The sequence below is a fragment of the Bacillus sp. 105MF genome (assembly GCF_000374885.1).
GTDB lineage: Bacteria > Bacillota > Bacilli > Bacillales > Bacillaceae_G > Bacillus_A > Bacillus_A pseudomycoides.
In genome coordinates, this window is sequence record NZ_KB895598.1 from 13,792 (window position 1) to 31,139 (window position 17,348).

The following is a 17,348-nucleotide window of genomic DNA, read 5'->3' on the forward strand; positions in this document are numbered from 1 at the left end:
CCCTTATTGTTTATAGTTTTTAACTATGATTTTTCCCTATTTTTAATATATAGATTCCTAAAATAATAAATCCTAGTCCTACCAACGGGACAGTTGGAAACTTCGTTCCTGTTGATGGCAGGTGATGCTTTTCCTTACTTGCAAGATCATTTTCCATTGCGCGCTCTTTACTTTGTATATCATAAGATTGTTTAGCATTTCCATATGTAGCATGCACTTTTTTAATTTCCAGGCCACTTGTTATTTTTTGATTCTTTATTTCTATTTCTGCTATCTCGCCAGTTTTTACTTCCATTTTTTTTATTGTAGGATCAAGTACATAACCTTCTGGAGCCTGAATTTCTTTTACAACATACGTACCGGTAGGAAGTTTATTTAATGTAGCAATCCCATTCTCAGTTGTAGTGATTTCTTGTCTAAAATCCCCATTTTCACTTACAACCTCAAACACTGCCCCTTTTAAAGCCTCTCTATTTTCTCCTACCTTCATAATTTTTAATGACCCCCAAAATTCCCATCTTACTACTATATCTGTACTGCTTTTTTCACTCATTCTTGGTAATAAAGCAGTTACATCTTGAATCCTTTGTTGGCCATCAAAGGTAACTGCTTGTAAGCTCTGCAATTTTGCATTTACTCTGATCTTGAAATTTCCACTTGTTGCGTTTTTGGGAATCATAACTTTAAATTTTTCCTCTATAGAGAATTCATTCTTTTTTTCACCTTGTTCATTTATAATTTTAGCTCCTTCTGGTGCACCCTCCATTTGAACTGAGTATACTCCAGATACTGAATTTGATTGAACTCTATATAAATTTGTTTCGAAATATTCCCCATTTTGCTCTACAGTTTGTTTTCCAGTAGGTATTACGTTCAAATATGTTTCCTGAACTTCAGTACCTTTAGAAGCTTTTTCTACCAAATGCTTTACAAGGTTATATACCTGTTGGTTTTCTGGCTTTGAATCGGCAATTTCAATTTTTTTAGATGCAATCCAGATAGCTAGTTGAGTTGCATAGTAGGCTTCCTCTTTTGTAGAAACTCCTAATTCAGCCGGCGTTTTTTGAGGGTATCCATAAAGTAAGACACGATATACAAAATCATTCTCTTTTCCAATTTCAGAAAGATCATCTCCATTAGGTGAATTCAGATCAGGTGATAAACAATATGCAACATCTTTTGATGACATTCTTAGTAAGTCTGCCTTTACCTTTACTTCAGTACCTTTGAATTTAATATAATTCCAGTTCATTTGAAACTTTTCTTGATGTATTATCTCGGCTGCTGCTTGTGGAATAGAAACCCCTAGCAACATAATGATTAAACTTATAATTCCAAAACATTTTGTTAACATTCTACGTTTCATTTCATTCCCACCATTCATCAAATTTTCAGGAAAAACCTTACATGCTGATTATATTTGCTGTAAAAGAATATTAGTTTGATTATTCAGAAATTTATAGGTGTAAATAATGATTGTGTTATAATTTCATATTTTCTTATAATCTTTATCGTTTAATTGGATTTACCATATTTGTTAAAGATACTACTTACTTAACTAAATGTACGGGCGTAAATATTATTCTATACAATTAAAAACTAATTCAAAAAATCAATTTTTAGAATTTAAATCTATGTATTTAAAAATAGATACACTTAACAATCCACCTATTAAATGAATGTTTTTTCTATTCAACTTACCTTCACAAAACACCGTCTGTATTTTTGGGGAATTTAGCTATATTTTGCTTTTATAATTTTTAGAGAATACATGGCTTGCAATTCTTTTTTTATGTTATGATATTTTGTTTATTGATTCTTGTACAAGAATATACTTCTCAAAAGTAAAATAATTTTAATCCTTTATCATTCTTTTAGCTGTTTATATACATTCATGGATAGATTGAAAATCATATATACGCATGTGCATTGTAACTTAGACGGTTAATACACGGGACCATCAAACTGTTCCAACAGAAACATAAGGGACACTATTTGATGACTGGTTTGACAATTTCATTATATAACAAATATTAACAATTAAAGATTTTAATTTTTAAAATTGTGTGAATTAAGAAAATAAAAAAATATCTTATTTTTAATTCCTGAAAAATCCCAATGTTTCATTTCACATAAACTACTTGGTTCTGGTGCAAAAAATACTATCATTGTGTACACTGAAAATATTCATAAATAAAGGACGTGTACGACGATGAAAAAACCAGTGGATTTTAAATGGAAGCACTATGAGCCGGAGAGTTTGGTTATACAATTTATCAATCCGCCATTTTAGAAGGAGGAAGAGATCCATTTTATCAGTGGATTAATGACAATGACAAGATAGAAAATTATGAACTGGAAGGAGCACAATTCATCTTTGGTAAAAGGACTGGAAGTAATGTAAAGGGCATGAAAATGATTGTTCCTGCAAAAGGAAAGGACAGTACTTATCAAGTTGTAATCATTGATGATGTTTTAAATAAGGCTGAATTAGAGAAAATCATGATTTCCTTTTTATTTGAGTTCGAACGAAATCTTCATGTGATAAAAGAAATTAATAATCTATAAAACAAAAAAGTGAGATGAAATTTTTGTTTTGGGGGTACTTCAAAATTTTAGCTTGATGGCGATGGGGTGGTACCCCAAAGATAAATTATATCTTAGCAACAACAAAAGAGGAGGAAATAATATGGCAATCACAATGGCAGTTTTATCATTTTTAGGTGGAGTACTTCCTTTAGTATCAGAACTTTTAAAAGCAGTAATGTAAGTTCATTATTCCGCAATTATTTATTTATAAAAATTATCATACAAATGATCTGTATATCAAAGATGAATTGATTTGCAGATCATTTGTATGAGCAAAGTCCCTTTATATATTTAAAGGGACTTTTTTAGGTTTCTACATAATTGGAAATATCCTAAGTTTCGGTAATTTGATGAAAGACTTTTGGAGCAAATCACCAAAGAAGATGTAATTATGCATACCCAAATAAAGGGAATATCTATACATTGTGTGATTAAATTATATTAATAATATTTAAATTCTATTTAAATTCTATTTAAATTTTTCTGTAGATTATAATAGTTATTTTTTTGCTGAATATATCAAGTTGTAACTATTATAATTACTGAAATGAAATTAAGCAATAATTTTAGAAATATAATATTTTTACTAATATTAATACGTAATAATCGAATTAATAAATGTATTCGACAAAATTCTACTATTTACGCATTGGAAATTTAATGTTTTAATAAAGGTGTAATTGGTATGACCACTGGGGAGAGGAGAAGATTATACGAATAAAAGTGCAGTAAAGTTGCAAGTAACATTATGTCAAGTTAATTTTCGGAACACTCAGTTAATTGCGTTTGGAAACGATCTAGAATCACAAAATTATCACATTTGTAAAAAATAGCATTCTAAGTCTCTACATAGCAATTAGGATCTTATTTTATTCCGAGATGAAAGTATAAGCAATGTACAATATAATTTCATCTTTTGTAATCTTGTAGAGACCATGCAGACAAAACTAGGGGGGAATAATGTACAAATATTTATAATCTATATTTAGGTTCCCATAATATATATCTTTATAACAATCTATAACGATTAACGGTTGTAAGGCTAGATTTTATATTAATAAAAATTAAACCTTTAAAATTTAGTCCAACTATTTTATCAAAAAACACCAATTAATAGGAGGAATTACCATGAAAAAAGCGTTAGTCGCAGGGTTATTAGTTACAGCAGTATCTACAAGTTGCTTCTTACCTGTAAATACTTTTGCAGAAAGTAAAACAACTTATTCACAACTAACAAGTAGTACAAATCAAGTTGCTATGAATAGGTTATCAGATTCGATTAAGACATTAGGATCACAGACGCCATTAATTCAAGGATATGGGCTAATCATATTAAAGCAACCAAACCTTGAAGTAACTGCTATACCTGGAATAACAACTGATCAAGGTACTGCAAGAAACCATGTTCAAGACTGGCTGGATAAATATAATCCAAAACTATTCAATATAAATCAAGACCTGCAGGATTTTGGGACAAGATTTACAAATTATTATGATATATTGGTTGAACTAGCTGGAAAAATGAATGACGATTCGCAAGCAAAAGAAGACTTTGTAAGTATTTTTAATGCACTTCAAGATCAAATGCAAGCAATTCAGTATGATATGAAAGGAGCTTCAGTAGACTTAAACAATTATAAAAATGACTTGGTTGAAGATAGTAAGAGCTTTTCTAGTAAAGTTAGCAGAGCGATTGAACTTTATAAGGGATCAGGCGGAGACATTGAAAAATTCAGAACGGAAATTAGACAACTTGATGAAAACATTCAAGATGATTATACAAAACTTCTAGCTCTACCAAAAGAAAATGTAAAAGGTTCTATAAATATTGGAAAGACGGTTATTGATATTTGGATAGACGCAGGTAAGGATCAAACTTTAGACACATCTAATTTGGAAGTGATTTATAACCAAGTTGGACAAGTCCAAAATGATGAAGTAACAAAACTGAATAATGATGTTCGTCAGAAGCAACAACAAAAAATTCTATTGCTACAAAAATTATCGAAAATTGAAGTGCAAGCAACTCAAATGACACTTATTGATCTACAGTTAAATAACTTTACAAGAGTAGTTAAAAAGCAAATTGAGAGTTTTGACAAGCTAGTAAGTAGTTGGGACATCTTTAATGACACAATGATTCAAATGAAGAGAAGTCTTAGTACTGATGCGAAAATAGATTCTAATGCATTACAAGCACAATTAAAAGAACTCAAAACGTTTACGGATGAATTGAATAAACAAACAACGGAATATGAAAATAGTGTTACAAACATAAAAGTAACAGAGGCAAAATAGTAGAATGAAGAAAAAAATTCTTAATAATATAATATAAGGAGATAGGAATATTATGAAAAAACCTTATAAAGTAATGGCTTTATCTACATTAATTGCAACAATCGCAGCGGGTAGCATTACGCCATCATATGTTTCGGCAGCGGAAAATACAACAAAATCAGCACCTATTTATGCAGGCGCAGAAAATAACTCCCCTGAGTACCCTGAGTATTCACTTGGACCAGAAGGGCTTAAAGATGCGTTAGAGAAAACTGGATCCAATATGTTGGTAATGGATCTGTATGCTTTAACTATTGTTAAACAAGCAAATGTTAATTTTGATGGTTTAACTGTAATTAACAATGATTTACAAAAAAGCATTAAGGACAACCACGATGCTTCTAAAAAAAATGCAAATCAATGGTTAGATGGTTTGAAACCGCAAATAATCCAGACGAATCAAAATATTATCAATTATAATACACAATTTCAAAATTATTATGATGTTTTGGTAGAAGCTGTAAATAATAATGACAAAGAAACGCTAAAAGCTGTGCTTACAAGTTTAGATGATAGTATTTCAGAGAATAAAGGTGCAGTGGACAGGTTAGTGCAAGATTTGAAAGCCTTTCGCGGCAAATTAGAACTGGATACACAAAATTTAAAAACTGATGCTAACAAAATCACAGATATTTTATCTGGTCAAGATGCTGGAATTCCATTGATGCAGAAACAAATCGAAACAAATCAAACATTAATTGATGAGAATAACAAGGTTTATATTGGATCTTCGGTTGCAACTGCTCTCGGTGCATACTTAACTGCTACAGTTATCTTTGCGCCTATTGGTGCAGGTGCATTAGGAGGCGGGATATACGGAGTTGTTACATCGCAGCAGCAGATAAAGAAAGCACAAGAAGAGATTAAAAATCTAACAGAAAATATTTCCACTGCAAAACAACAGGTAGCTAAGTTAACGATCTTGAAAAATAATACTAATAATTTAACAGAAACAATTGATGCAGCTATTACTGCCCTTGAAAATGTAAAGAATCAGTGGCAGACAATGGGGGCAAAATATAAATCATTGAATGACAATGTTGACAGAATTAACCCAGACAAGCTTGCTACTATTATAAAAGTAGATCTGAAGATAGCTAAAGGTAGCTGGGAACAGGTTAACAAGTATGCTGAAAATATTCAAAAGGCTGAGATTTCATTCGTAGAAGAGAAAAAATAATATTACTTCAAGAAATTGCCGAAGTAATGAAAAATATAATATACTGACTTTCCCTTTTGAAGAACACATAATGTGAGTCTCCTGTTCAAGTTTGAACAGGAGATTTCCTATATAGTTATGAAACTTGATAAAGATTATAGAATAAGAAAGTATGAAAACCCCTATTTTAATATGTTGTTTTATTTGCAATGATCGTAATTCATTAGAAGTAAAGAATAGAAGCTTATGAATTTAAAAAAATACGTGATACATTTGAGAGAATAGGTGAAAAAAGGTGAATAAAAAATTGTATAAGAAAGTTATTTTATCAACGATCATTACTGGAATGGCAGCGAGTAATGTAATCCCACTTCATACCTTTGCAGCAGAACAAGCTGTGCAAAATAGTGTGTCCCAACAGCAAGAAGATATTAAGAGCTATTCTCTTGGTCCTGATAAATATAAAGAAGTAATGGAGAAAATGGGGGCAAGTATCCTTACAATGGATTCATATGCTCAAACAATTCGTAATCAAGAACAGACAGATTTAAGTAAAATAAGTTCTATAAATGGTAATTTACAAGCAAACATGATTAAGCATCAAAAGGATGCGCAAAGGAATGCAACATATTGGTTAGATAATCTAAAGCCTGATATTATGAAAACGAATCAGAATAGTGTAAGTTATAATGATACCTTTCAAGCGAGTTATGATCAATTACTAGCTGCTTTAGATCAAAAAGATACAGTGGCATTTAAAAATGAACTGGAGAAATTATATAATAGTATTTTGAAAAATAGCCAAGAAGTGGATGGACTACTAGAAAAGTTGAAAACATTTCGAAATACAATGGCTGAAGATACAAGAAGTTTTAAAGACGATTCTAATCAATTGAAGTCTATTTTAGAAAGTACGAACGCCGGTATTCCACTTCTACAACAACAAATCAGTAATTATAATAATATAATTAAAGAAAACTATGATAAGCGTGGTGGCTATATAGCTTTATCTGTATTTATACCTCCAGTTGGTATACCATTGATTGTCACTGCTGACAAGAATATCGCATCTGCACAACAAGAAATAGAACAATTAAAGTCCAGAATTTCTGGAGCAGAGGCAGAATTAGTTATTTTGACAGATGCCAAAAATAAATCGGAACATATGACTGCAACAATTGATACAGCTATTACTGCTCTTCAAAATATATCAAATCAGTGGTATACAATAGGATCAAAATATGATTCTTTACTAAAAAATGTTAATAACATTAACCCAGACCAGCATGCTTTATTAAAAATAGATTTGAAGATAGCGAAGGATAGCTGGCAGGACCTTAAAAATTATGCAGATAAATTATATGAAGGTGCTAAGATTGTACAAAATGGAGAGATTGTACAAATAGGACAACCAATAGAAGGGATTGTACAAAAAGGACCGGATTGCACCTGAATACATGTAAATAATATTAAAAACATACAACCTTGTATTTGTTGGCAAGGTTGTACGTTTTTTTATAGAGATGTAACAACTTCAGGTACCGTCAATATTTTTGTGTAAATAAAGAATTCCTTTTCTTGTAGGGGAACGGAAACCATTCTGGGTATGAGGGGTCACCCTGGGATTTAATTACAAATTAAAAAAGAACTTTATTCAAGTTCTTTTAATCTACGATACAGAACCTAAACACTCATGTAAGCATCCAAATAGGTTGCTTTTTTCTCTGTTGTATAGAAACTACATAATAAAAATAAAATTCAATAAAGTAGACATTAATTAAATATTCCCCCTATAGCTAGCTTTTGATAAAGTACCTTATTCTGATACTGTAAGGAATAAAATATCAGTCTGAAAGATTAGTACATCATATTCTTCAAATAATTGTTTGTTTACTTTTTCCCAATAAATTTCTTCATTATATAAGTAAAAAAGAGATAAGAACACTTTAATTACGTGCATTATCTCTTTTCGAATATATATGGTATATCCCATGTAAAATTACCACATATTTTAATGGGACTTACAGTTTGCTCTTCAACAAAAATTATACCTCATTTTTTGTGAAAATATGCAATTTTAACTTTTCGTAAAATACAGCATGGAAACATCTGTAATATGGACGTGTTGAAATATTATTGTTAGATATATCTATAATCTCATATTGGGGTACTGCCACATCACAATCAAGCTAAGAAAAGCGAATATCCTAAAACGAAAAAATAAGCTTTTTTGTTACAACTATTTTGTCAGATTCTGTCGAGGGAAATAAAAAAAAAGAGAGCCGAAACCCTCTTTTTTACGCACTAGTTACAATTTGGTCATAACAAGATAGGATTAATGCTTCTAATTTTTTTAGATCGTGAACATCGTTAATAAAAATTCTACTCACTCCCTGAGACTTAGGTGCTTGTTCAACTACAAAATTAGGACACAATTGTTTAGTAGTTTCTAAGTCTAATCTTACAACTAAGGATTTTGATTCACTTTCAAGGAATAGACGTATAAACCATTTTGTAATTACACGATTCATAATTCCGAAATAACTAATAGTATCTTTATATTTAACGTCACTAATGTCTCTTTGATTTTTAACTAAAATTTCTTTAACGATATCAAAAGCAATTAGTTCATCATCAGTAGTAATAATTCTATCGTTTTTGTTTTCCTTAATAATTTCTTCAACTATTTCAGTTGAAGAAGCAACTTCAGCTACACTTTTTTCGATTGTCTCAGTTACTGTTGGCTCTTTTGGAGTCAAGCCGTCACTGATTATCTCTAATAACGTTTGGTTAATTGCTTTTTTTACAATTGGTCTGAATCGATCTAAAACATTGTTTGTGATTCTAGTTGAGGTAAAATCTTTAATTAGAAAACGAAGGAAATCATCTGAAGGATTCTTAAATAATTCTTTAATTGTGGAATTTAAATTAGTCATATAGATAAGCTCTTCAGCATATTTAACAATTCCCTCAGCTTCAAAATTTTCTTTTGTAAAAGTTTCAATTGTTTCTATATCCACATTACTTAAATTATCCATGTTAAATGTAAAGAAAGGTTGTTCATCCATAACATTGTCATTAGTTAGATCAGTGTAAAACTTGTACTCTACACCATTAGTAAGTACCCCTACTTTGACATCTGGTAAAGCGTTGAAATACCTAGACAATTGAGCGTCATGTTTAAGTAGATTCTCAGTTACAGATTTTGCCTCAATTAAAATAATAGGAACTCCATTTTTAAAAACAGCGTAATCCACCTTTTCCCCTTTTTTAGCTCCAAAATCTGCAATGTACTCGGGTCTAACTTCTAAAGGATTAAAAACGTCATAACCTAATTTTTGTAAAAAAGGAATGATTAATGATTGTTTAGTCATCTCTTCGTTAGTTATGTATTCTTTTCGTTCTAAAATTTGGTTAGCTATTTTGTTTATATCATTTCTGAACTCCATATTGAATTTCCCCTTAACTTTAATATTTTATAGTTCGGAATATTAATAATATTTTACTATAAAAATCCATAATATAACAGAATTTCTAAATATAAATAAGTAGGTTATTTATTTTCTATAGAATTCGGACAAATAAAAAAGAGAGCAAATTGCTCCCTTACCACTGTTCAATGGAAAAGATTTCTTTTATTTTGAAATCAAATCACAATATATCTTTGTTGTTTTGCAACATTTTCACGTACAATGAAACTTGCTTTGCAAAACGACCTTGCTGACGTCCATCGAGTTCCTCATAAGCCCTTTGGACATCATTAAACAGTAATTCTAGTAACGCATCTTCTTTCTCGTTTTCGAAGCTAAGAAGACGGTCTATGGAGGTGTTAAAAAACGACGCAAGTACTTTCAAACTTTCAAGATCAGGTTCATGGCGATCCACTTCCCAATTTTTGATTTGTCCACGTGACAACCCTGTTCTATCAGATAATTGTTCTTGCGTTAAACCGAAAGACTTTCTGAAATTTTTAATGTTTTGACCGACTGTAGTTTTCATAGTTTGAGTATAATAATCACTCTATTACTATACCATAATTGGTAGTTATTCTGACTTTTTTGTTATATTTAGGTCGTATTTCTGTTTATAAGAAATAAAAAGAACAAAAGTTCGCTTTTTATGGTAAAATATTCATATAGATGTCTTTAAATGAAAAAATGTAAAAATGCATACTTCTTTCTATGAAATTCAAGAAAAACTGTTATATAAGGATTTTTAAAATCCCTCAAAAATGATAGATTAAGTAATTTTTAACTATATTACATGGAGATAGCGAAAGATGGTGAAGAGGGAAGAGAATATATAGAACAATCAATCGAGAGTTTTTCACAGTATTCTACCGAAAAAAGCCTTAAAACGTTATAGATAAATTATACATAAAAGTTGGTGAAGCACTTGAAAGGTAAGGTTATTAAAGCCATTTTGACAATTGCTACTGTAGTTTGTTTTTCTATCACCGCTTTCCAATTAATTGACACTATCAAATCGATAGTGTCATTTCTGCTCTAAAGGAAATGGAGAGTTCTTGACCCAAAGTGACAAAAGCTCATCATTTTAAGAAAGTCTACATATATTAAAGAGGATATAGGGGGAAGTAGATATGAAAAAAGAGCAATTGGTTAGGGAAGCGGTAAAATTGTGTTTGAAACATGGAACTCCGATTAAAGCAGAAGATATTTTAAAAATGTGTCTAGACGAATCTTATAAGGAAAACCAAATACATAAAAAAGAAGACTGTCACATTAAGTAGTCTTCTTTGATTAGCCATTCTTTTTATTTTGCATATAAGTAACATACATCTCTAACTGTTCCCAAGCTTTCTTTCTCTCATCTTCTGGAAGACTTTCAATTAAAGCTAGTATGTTTTTTCCTTCTTCAGTAACAATCTTATTTTCTTCTTCGCTCAATTCTGGATCTTCTGATCTACCTAATAAATAATCAGTAGTTACACCGAAATAATCAGCAATCTTTTCTAATGATTCTCGCCCAGGTGACTTTTTTCCCTTTTCAAAATAAGAAATAGCCATTTTAGATACACCAATAGCATTACCAAGTTGCTCTTGCGTTATCTTATTATTCTTCCTAAGTTCTTTAATCTTTTCCCCGATCAATATTAACGCCCCCTTTTATAAAGTGTTTGCGATAAATAAAGTATAAAGTAAACATAGTGTTTACCACAAGTTGAAAATCATATAGTTTTTTGAAAAAAGAACTTGAAATAAACCTTAAGTTTACTTATAATGAAATTACAGGCAACGAAGGGAGGAAATAACTTGCATCAGTTAAAACAAAAACGACTAGAAAAAGGAATGTCTTGCCAAGATGTTGCCAATAAAGTCGGAATTACTAAAATGCACTACTGGTATATCGAAAACAACAAAAGAACATTAAAAATAGACTTAGCGCTAAAAATCGCAATAGCTCTTGAGGAAAATCCTAAAGAACTTTTTTTTAACAATCGAAGTAAACCTATGGTTTATAAAATAGAAAAGGAGTAAACCAAATGAATGAACTCAAAAAATTTTCACACAGTATGTTCGGGAACTTAGGAATTCTTATTAAAGATGGAAAAGAATACTTTCCGGCAACAGATGTCGCTAAAGCATTAGGGTATTCAAATCCACACAAAGCAATTAAAGATCATTGCAAATCTGAAGGGGTGAACGAAACGTTAGTCTCTACTAATAGTGGACAACAAAGAAAAAAATTCATCAATGAATCCAATTTATACCGCTTAATCGTAAAATCAAAACTTCCACAAGCGGAGCAATTTGAAAAATGGGTATTTGAAGAAGTTCTTCCAACAATCCGTAAACACGGAGCATACATGACAGATCAAGTACTAGAACAAGTGGTAACTAATCCAGACTTCATGATCGGTCTTCTCACTAATTTAAAAGAAGAAAAAGAGAGGCGCTTTGATGCTGAACGAAAAGTATTACAGCAACAACCTTTAGTAACATTTGCTCAAGCAGTCCAAGTTTCAACGAATCTAATCAGCATAAAGCAGTTAGCGATTCTAATGAAACAAAAAGGAATAGAAACAGGTCAAAACAGACTCTTCGAATGGTTGAGAGAAAACGGCTACCTTTGCAAGAAAAGAGGAAGCATGTACAACACACCTACTCAGTATGCAATGGATTTAGGATTATTCGAGTCACAAGAATTTGTAAGAACAAATAGTGAAGGTGAATTCGTAACATCATTCACACCAAAAGTTACAGGAAAAGGCCAGTTTTACTTTATTAATAAGTTTCTTAGTCAGGAGGCGATCTAAGTAGTGGAAGAAAGTACATTCTCACTATTCATGGTAGTGGTGGTTATAGCTTGTTTTGCTGGACTAGGGTATGTGATGGAGCGGATAGCCAAATTGTTCATGAAGGATGAGGAGTAATGACCAAAGAGCAGCGTGACAAATACGAAGAAAATCATTGAAATAGTAAACGCATTAAAGGCTAGAGGGTTACATAACAGTGTGGCAATTATTATATAACTCTAGCTAAAAAAGATACATAAAAAGCCCTGTCAAGGGTTACAGGGCATCACTAAGGTTTTGGGTTAAGGGAACACATGACTTTGTACCAATATAATATCACGAACTTTTTATGAAACATCAAAGTGATTTTGACGATTTTAAGAACATATAAAAAAACCTGTACGGGGAGGCACAGGCTTGAAGAAAGAGATATTTCGATATGCACTTCATATTTTATCAGAGACTTATCAAGATTAATACAACAATAATACAGAATATTCAGTCTATATGTTGAGAAATAAAAAACCGTCCTACCCCTAAGACGGTTTTGGAGAAACAAGATAAAAGTATTAGTACTTATATTATAACATATTTTGTTTCTCTTCTTAAATAAGGAGGAATGTGGAAATGATTGAAAATCCGATGTTAATTGGAAATCCTCATGATTCATCAGTGAATGATTCTATTGGGAATTGCGAAGGTTGCTCTCAAGAGATTTATTTTGGTGAAGAGTACTTGGATTTTGAAGGCGATTTTATACACAATTCAACAGAATGCGTTGAGGAATATGTTGTAGGCCATTCCATGAAGAAAGTCGCAGGTGAATAAGATGAATTTACAAAACAAAATCGAAGCTGAAATTCAAATTCTTAGGAGTTTAGTTGAAAGATATAAGCAAAGTGATGAAGATAACACTGCATCGATGGTTGTGGCTTATGAATACGGATTACAGGCACTGATAGAAGTGTATGAAGTTAGCAAACAAACGGAAGTAACACCATTTTAAAAGAGAGAGATTCATATGACTACTGAAAATTATTTTTCTAAGTTAGCTCAAATAGATTGTTCGGAACATGTTGAAAAGAAAGGGCGATTGAGTACACTACTCCCGATTGCTATCCAGGATACAGAGTAATCAGTGTTAAAGGCGACATAGCGGTATGTGAAAGGGAGAATGCGTGATGATGAAGATGGTGAACTAAATGAGTAGCAACATATTTCAACTAGAAACATTTGCAAGAAGCGGTTATATGGTGCGACTCGCTTATGTTGATATCACTGGGGATTTAATTGCAGGGATTTTATTGGGTCAAATTGTTTACTGGTACATGCCTAATGAACAAGGAAAGAGCAAATTAAGGGTTAAGAATAACGGAGAGTTTTGGCTTGCTAAAGGTCGTGAAGATTGGCGTAACGAGATAAGGATTACTCCTAAACAATATGATCGAGCAATTAAAATCTTAATCGATAAAGGATTTGTAGAAGTTCAAAAGTTCAAATTTAATGGTGCTCCTACAAATCACATTAAATTAAATATTTCCGAAGTTACCGAAAGGGTGAAATGGATTTTAACCTTTGGGGAAATTCCAAATTCCCCTTTGGGTGAAATGGAACTTACCGAAACAGTAAATTCTTTAACAGAGATTACTACAGAGACTACAACAAAGAGTACTACATTAGAAGATAATATGTCTTCTGACCAAAAAGAACGGTCAAAAGACTGCATCCCTTATGAAGATATTGTTTCTTATCTTAATGAAAAAGCAGGTAAATCTTATAAATACAAAACAGCCAAAACAAAAGACCTAATTAAAGCGAGATTTAATCAAGGTTTTACTATAGAAGATTTCAAGAAAGTAATTGATATAAAAGCTTCTCATTGGTTAACAGATGAAGAGTATAACCAATATTTAAGACCATCAACATTATTCGGAACGAAATTTGAAGAATACTTAAACCAACAACCTAAAAAAGGAGCGAGTTCGAATGCAAGTAGTGGCAAAGATAGTAGATTCATCAGTAAATATGACTTTACCAAAGGTCGCAAATGAAAGATGTGATTTATGTAGAAGGAAAAAGTTTCTTGATGAAAATAACAAAACTTATTGCTGGCATTGCAAAGAAATCGCTCCTCAGGACGTCCAGTTAGCTCAGGAAACGCTTGTAATACAAAAGAGGAACCAAGTCATTAGTTTATACGATTCATTCGCAGATAATAGCCTAATCAATGACAAATTAAAGAAGGCTACTTTTGATAACTATGCACCACCTACAAAGGAATTAGCAGATGCTAAAGAGACAATCATGAACTTCGTTTTTACATATAGCAAAGAAGATCCAACGAGCATGATTATAACTGGAGATTACGGAGTGGGTAAAAGTCATTTGTGCGTAGCAGCTACAAAGGAATTAATGAAGCGTGGATATAGTGCAATGTTCATCCAAATGAATAAGCTGTTTACCAAAATCAAATCTACATGGAATAAAAATAGTGAATTAACAGAGGACAAGCTTATGTCTCTCCTTGCTAAAGTAGACCTACTTATTATCGATGATTTTGGAGCAGAGTTTACAGAAAAAGATAAAGAGGGCGTTACCTGGAAGCAAACGAAGACAAATGAAATTGTAGATAGTCGTATAGGAAAAAGTACTTTATTTACAACAAATTTCAACGTAGGCCAATTAGCAGAAATGTACGGAGAACGAGATTTTAGCAGAATGATGGAAAACGCAGAAATGCTAGAAATGTTTGGCGATAATTATAGATTGCGAAACTTCAAAAAGGGGGAATAACAATGTGTGCATGTAAAGAAACGGGAGTTATTAGGAACGACATGGGGAATGGCTGTTATCAATTTGCGCCATGTATTTGCACAGCAGGTAATCAGAGTCCTGAAGAAGTGGATGAAAGACGTCATGACGTTGGGAATAGCTTATCAAATGCAAATGGAGGGGAAATGGGATATGGATTTGGCGGCTACATTACAAGCGAATAAGAGGAAAAGAAAGAGAAAACAAATTAGCTAGGAGGATAAGCCATGACAGCAAAGGAACGGGCAAGACTACACGGTTTTTGGACGCATAAGAAGACAGGGCAGCGTATCGCTATATCGCGTGTGACGCTGTATGGCGAGGCACATGCGAGGAAGGTGAATTCGCTAGGGCATGAAGTGGGGCCGAAGGAAATTATGTTGGTGCGAGATCTGAAGGAAGACTATGTGAAAGGTATGATTTAGGTAATGGACAGGAAATAAATTTATATCGATGTGTTATTACATAAAGAGGTTTATACGGAAGAAGATACAGGACGGCAGCTTTATGAAATGAGCGAGCAAGAACTTTTGGATCTATTAAAAGGAGATGGGGAAAATGAGTAAGGAATTAGCAGATGAATTGTATGAGAAAAACATCTATAAATTATTGAAGTTGTTTTTCTTTCTGAATGCCATTGGTCTTCAGCGTGGTAAAACGTCTTAGAACGAAAAAAATAAACATGTTTTATGAGATTTGTTGTTTTTCACATAGAAAGTAGGTGAATCATCATTTGTTTGAATGGATGAAAGACTATCAGAAATTAGAAGAAGATATTGCTTATTTGGACTACAATTTAGATAAAACAAAAGCTGAATTAAAACGCTGGATTAGTGGTGATTTACGGGATGTTCGTTTAACTGCTGAATCGGACGGTGCGAAAGTAGAAGGACATATTGAAGCAATTGAATATGAATTAGCTCATAAGATGAATGCTATGTACGATTTAAAGTATTTGATTAGTAAGTTTACAGGATTAGAAAATCGAATACTAAAAATGAAATATGTGGACGGAATGACTTTAGAACAAATAGCTTTTGATTTGCATTATAGTACAGGCTATATCCGACGTAAGCATGCTGAAATAAAAAAGATTGTCAAGTTTCTAGATGAATTTTAATGTTACCTTTATGTAGATTACATGTGGTGTACAGAAACCATTGAAAAAATGATTTATAGTAGTAATATAAGGTTTTCACGAAAGGGCAACTATTTTATGGTTGCTCTTTTTCTTATGAACCAAGATGAGTACTAGGAACTAGTTTTACAGAACAAGGAGCATTTAGCAGTTAGATGTACTCAGTAAAGAAGTAGGTTTTTAGACGGAAAATAATAAGAAGGATAAGGAGATGTTTAGTAATGGATCAATTAGTTGCTTCAGCTAAAACAGTGAATCTGCCGCAAGCGGTTTTAAGATGGCAGACAATGGTAGAACAAGAATGTACTGCACAAGGTGTACCTGAGTTAGTGCCTTATGTGCTTGGAATTATTATGGTGGAAAGTGGTGGGAATTCCGAACAGACCCCCGATATTATGCAGTCAAGCGAATCCCAAGGAAGGCCTATGAACTCAATTGACAACCCTAAGGAGTCAATTCATTACGGAGTAATGCACTTAAAAGGATCCTTTGCAGATGCAAAGAAGTACGGTATTAATGATTTAAGTGCTATTGTTCAAACATATAATTTTGGACGTGCTTACATCCGTTGGTTAGCTTCTAACAATAAACAGCACTCACTACCGGTGGCAGATCAGTATTCTAAAACTGTTGTTGCACCATCTCTTGGAAATACAACTGGTGCTATGGTTCGGTATAGTCAACCTATCGCTGTGGCATACAATGGTGGCTATCGATATAAAAATGGTGGGAATTTTTTCTATGCTGAAATTGTTAAACAATATGTGAATTTTGATGAAGGAACTGGTGGCGGTACGCTGCAACCAGAGGGTATAGGCATTGCAGTTTCTAAGTATCCTGTCGGATATGGAGTTAACCTTTTCACAAAACCAGTTAATGGATTAGTAAGAGGTAGCATCAAAGATAAAACTCCATATTTAATTCTTGCTGGTTATTGGTTGGGGGGAGATGAAAATATGCTTTGCCTTGGCAATGAGCAATGGGTTCCACAAAAAAATGTTGATGTTCAATGGTTCAAGGCTTATTCAAAATACGCTCCTGATTACGGTATTAACACA

21 protein-coding genes and 2 pseudogenes are annotated in these 17,348 nt (G+C 32.3%); 18 read left to right on the forward strand and 5 right to left on the reverse strand.

All coding sequences use genetic code 11. From position 1 onward, the window contains the following. Positions 1 to 19: 19 nt before the first annotated feature. On the reverse strand, positions 20 to 1,366 hold the full coding sequence (locus C564_RS0127170) for a SpaA isopeptide-forming pilin-related protein (RefSeq protein WP_018767547.1): 1,347 nt from the start codon (positions 1,364 to 1,366) through the stop codon (positions 20 to 22). Positions 1,367 to 2,415: 1,049 nt separating this feature from the next. On the opposite strand from C564_RS0127170, the gene C564_RS37810 reads away from it, so the two are divergent. The 5 genes from C564_RS37810 (at position 2,416) to nheC (ending at position 7,538) form a co-directional block, all read left to right on the forward strand. Then, positions 2,416 to 2,568 carry a hypothetical protein gene (locus C564_RS37810; protein WP_018767548.1) on the forward strand — a complete coding sequence of 51 codons (153 nt, stop codon included), beginning with the start codon at positions 2,416 to 2,418 and terminating at the stop codon, positions 2,566 to 2,568. 28 nt (positions 2,569 to 2,596) lie between these two features. Continuing rightward, positions 2,597 to 2,770: a hypothetical protein gene (locus C564_RS36410; RefSeq protein ID WP_155895722.1), complete on the forward strand. Its 174-nt coding sequence runs from the start codon at positions 2,597 to 2,599 to the stop codon at positions 2,768 to 2,770. A 947-nt stretch (positions 2,771 to 3,717) separates the two neighbouring features. Then, positions 3,718 to 4,887, forward strand: coding sequence for a non-hemolytic enterotoxin subunit A (gene nheA / locus C564_RS0127185; protein ID WP_018767550.1), 1,170 nt, complete (start codon positions 3,718 to 3,720; stop codon positions 4,885 to 4,887). Positions 4,888 to 4,939: 52 nt separating this feature from the next. Beyond that, positions 4,940 to 6,106 carry a non-hemolytic enterotoxin subunit B gene (nheB, locus tag C564_RS0127190; protein WP_003204427.1) on the forward strand — a complete coding sequence of 389 codons (1,167 nt, stop codon included), beginning with the start codon at positions 4,940 to 4,942 and terminating at the stop codon, positions 6,104 to 6,106. Between the two features lie 274 nt (positions 6,107 to 6,380). Continuing rightward, positions 6,381 to 7,538 carry a non-hemolytic enterotoxin subunit C gene (gene nheC / locus C564_RS0127195; RefSeq protein ID WP_018767551.1) on the forward strand — a complete coding sequence of 386 codons (1,158 nt, stop codon included), beginning with the start codon at positions 6,381 to 6,383 and terminating at the stop codon, positions 7,536 to 7,538. A gap of 363 nt (positions 7,539 to 7,901) precedes the next feature. Here nheC and C564_RS36415 read toward each other — a convergent pair whose 3' ends face one another. The 3 genes from C564_RS36415 to C564_RS0127210 form a co-directional block, all read right to left on the reverse strand. Then, entirely contained in the window at positions 7,902 to 8,078 is a 177-nt protein-coding gene (locus tag C564_RS36415) for a hypothetical protein (RefSeq protein WP_018767552.1), read from the reverse strand. A 304-nt stretch (positions 8,079 to 8,382) separates the two neighbouring features. Further along, positions 8,383 to 9,534, reverse strand: a complete 1,152-nt coding sequence (locus tag C564_RS0127205; protein WP_018767553.1) for a type I restriction endonuclease — start codon at positions 9,532 to 9,534, stop codon at positions 8,383 to 8,385. A 202-nt stretch (positions 9,535 to 9,736) separates the two neighbouring features. After that, positions 9,737 to 10,084, reverse strand: coding sequence for a helix-turn-helix domain-containing protein (locus C564_RS0127210; protein WP_018767554.1), 348 nt, complete (start codon positions 10,082 to 10,084; stop codon positions 9,737 to 9,739). A gap of 601 nt (positions 10,085 to 10,685) precedes the next feature. On the opposite strand from C564_RS0127210, the gene C564_RS37015 reads away from it, so the two are divergent. Beyond that, a complete protein-coding gene (locus tag C564_RS37015) occupies positions 10,686 to 10,835 on the forward strand; it encodes a hypothetical protein (RefSeq protein ID WP_018767555.1) in 150 nt (49 codons plus the stop codon). A gap of 10 nt (positions 10,836 to 10,845) precedes the next feature. Here C564_RS37015 and C564_RS0127220 read toward each other — a convergent pair whose 3' ends face one another. After that, positions 10,846 to 11,196: a helix-turn-helix domain-containing protein gene (locus tag C564_RS0127220; RefSeq protein WP_018767556.1), complete on the reverse strand. Its 351-nt coding sequence runs from the start codon at positions 11,194 to 11,196 to the stop codon at positions 10,846 to 10,848. Between the two features lie 129 nt (positions 11,197 to 11,325). Between C564_RS0127220 and C564_RS32720 the strand changes: the two genes are divergently transcribed. The 12 genes and pseudogenes from C564_RS32720 to C564_RS0127290 form a co-directional block, all read left to right on the forward strand. Beyond that, on the forward strand, positions 11,326 to 11,583 hold the full coding sequence (locus C564_RS32720; protein WP_051107083.1) for a helix-turn-helix transcriptional regulator: 258 nt from the start codon (positions 11,326 to 11,328) through the stop codon (positions 11,581 to 11,583). 5 nt (positions 11,584 to 11,588) lie between these two features. Then, positions 11,589 to 12,362: a phage repressor protein/antirepressor Ant gene (locus tag C564_RS0127230; protein WP_018767558.1), complete on the forward strand. Its 774-nt coding sequence runs from the start codon at positions 11,589 to 11,591 to the stop codon at positions 12,360 to 12,362. Between the two features lie 606 nt (positions 12,363 to 12,968). Then, positions 12,969 to 13,169, forward strand: coding sequence for a hypothetical protein (locus tag C564_RS0127240; RefSeq protein WP_018767560.1), 201 nt, complete (start codon positions 12,969 to 12,971; stop codon positions 13,167 to 13,169). Position 13,170: 1 nt separating this feature from the next. Beyond that, positions 13,171 to 13,347: a hypothetical protein gene (locus tag C564_RS37020; RefSeq protein WP_018767561.1), complete on the forward strand. Its 177-nt coding sequence runs from the start codon at positions 13,171 to 13,173 to the stop codon at positions 13,345 to 13,347. A 15-nt stretch (positions 13,348 to 13,362) separates the two neighbouring features. Continuing rightward, positions 13,363 to 13,446 (forward strand): annotated as a pseudogene (locus tag C564_RS37815) (DUF1071 domain-containing protein); the annotation flags it as partial. Between the two features lie 97 nt (positions 13,447 to 13,543). Next, entirely contained in the window at positions 13,544 to 14,392 is an 849-nt protein-coding gene (locus tag C564_RS0127255) for a conserved phage C-terminal domain-containing protein (RefSeq protein WP_018767563.1), read from the forward strand. Then, complete coding sequence (locus tag C564_RS0127260) at positions 14,328 to 15,134, forward strand: ATP-binding protein (protein WP_018767564.1); 807 nt, start codon at positions 14,328 to 14,330, stop codon at positions 15,132 to 15,134. The genes C564_RS0127255 and C564_RS0127260 overlap by 65 nt, the downstream gene beginning before the upstream one ends. A gap of 2 nt (positions 15,135 to 15,136) precedes the next feature. Continuing rightward, positions 15,137 to 15,368: pseudogene (locus tag C564_RS33825) on the forward strand (hypothetical protein). An 11-nt stretch (positions 15,369 to 15,379) separates the two neighbouring features. Beyond that, complete coding sequence (locus C564_RS0127270; RefSeq protein WP_018767566.1) at positions 15,380 to 15,577, forward strand: hypothetical protein; 198 nt, start codon at positions 15,380 to 15,382, stop codon at positions 15,575 to 15,577. 18 nt (positions 15,578 to 15,595) lie between these two features. Next, positions 15,596 to 15,718, forward strand: a complete 123-nt coding sequence (locus C564_RS37820; RefSeq protein ID WP_231382364.1) for a Fur-regulated basic protein FbpA — start codon at positions 15,596 to 15,598, stop codon at positions 15,716 to 15,718. Between the two features lie 167 nt (positions 15,719 to 15,885). Continuing rightward, positions 15,886 to 16,272 (forward strand): hypothetical protein, encoded by a 387-nt coding sequence (locus C564_RS0127285; protein WP_018767569.1) that lies wholly within the window; start codon positions 15,886 to 15,888, stop codon positions 16,270 to 16,272. 239 nt (positions 16,273 to 16,511) lie between these two features. Continuing rightward, a partial coding sequence (locus C564_RS0127290) for a lysozyme family protein (protein WP_018767570.1) occupies positions 16,512 to 17,348 on the forward strand: 837 nt, incomplete at its 3' end.

Bases quoted from the DNA above. Each gene is read 5' to 3' on its own strand.
- C564_RS0127170 (WP_018767547.1), bottom strand. From the start codon at position 1,366: ATGAAACGTAGAATGTTAACAAAATGTTTTGGAATTATAAGTTTAATC.
- C564_RS37810 (WP_018767548.1), top strand. From the start codon at position 2,416: ATGATTGTTCCTGCAAAAGGAAAGGACAGTACTTATCAAGTTGTAATC.
- nheA (WP_018767550.1), top strand. From the start codon at position 3,718: ATGAAAAAAGCGTTAGTCGCAGGGTTATTAGTTACAGCAGTATCTACA.
- nheB (WP_003204427.1), top strand. From the start codon at position 4,940: ATGAAAAAACCTTATAAAGTAATGGCTTTATCTACATTAATTGCAACA.
- C564_RS36415 (WP_018767552.1), bottom strand. From the start codon at position 8,078: ATGGGATATACCATATATATTCGAAAAGAGATAATGCACGTAATTAAA.
- C564_RS0127205 (WP_018767553.1), bottom strand. From the start codon at position 9,534: ATGGAGTTCAGAAATGATATAAACAAAATAGCTAACCAAATTTTAGAA.
- C564_RS0127210 (WP_018767554.1), bottom strand. From the start codon at position 10,084: ATGAAAACTACAGTCGGTCAAAACATTAAAAATTTCAGAAAGTCTTTC.
- C564_RS37015 (WP_018767555.1), top strand. From the start codon at position 10,686: ATGAAAAAAGAGCAATTGGTTAGGGAAGCGGTAAAATTGTGTTTGAAA.
- C564_RS32720 (WP_051107083.1), top strand. From the start codon at position 11,326: ATGAAATTACAGGCAACGAAGGGAGGAAATAACTTGCATCAGTTAAAA.
- C564_RS0127230 (WP_018767558.1), top strand. From the start codon at position 11,589: ATGAATGAACTCAAAAAATTTTCACACAGTATGTTCGGGAACTTAGGA.
- C564_RS0127240 (WP_018767560.1), top strand. From the start codon at position 12,969: ATGATTGAAAATCCGATGTTAATTGGAAATCCTCATGATTCATCAGTG.
- C564_RS37020 (WP_018767561.1), top strand. From the start codon at position 13,171: ATGAATTTACAAAACAAAATCGAAGCTGAAATTCAAATTCTTAGGAGT.
- C564_RS0127255 (WP_018767563.1), top strand. From the start codon at position 13,544: ATGAGTAGCAACATATTTCAACTAGAAACATTTGCAAGAAGCGGTTAT.
- C564_RS0127260 (WP_018767564.1), top strand. From the start codon at position 14,328: ATGCAAGTAGTGGCAAAGATAGTAGATTCATCAGTAAATATGACTTTA.
- C564_RS0127270 (WP_018767566.1), top strand. From the start codon at position 15,380: ATGACAGCAAAGGAACGGGCAAGACTACACGGTTTTTGGACGCATAAG.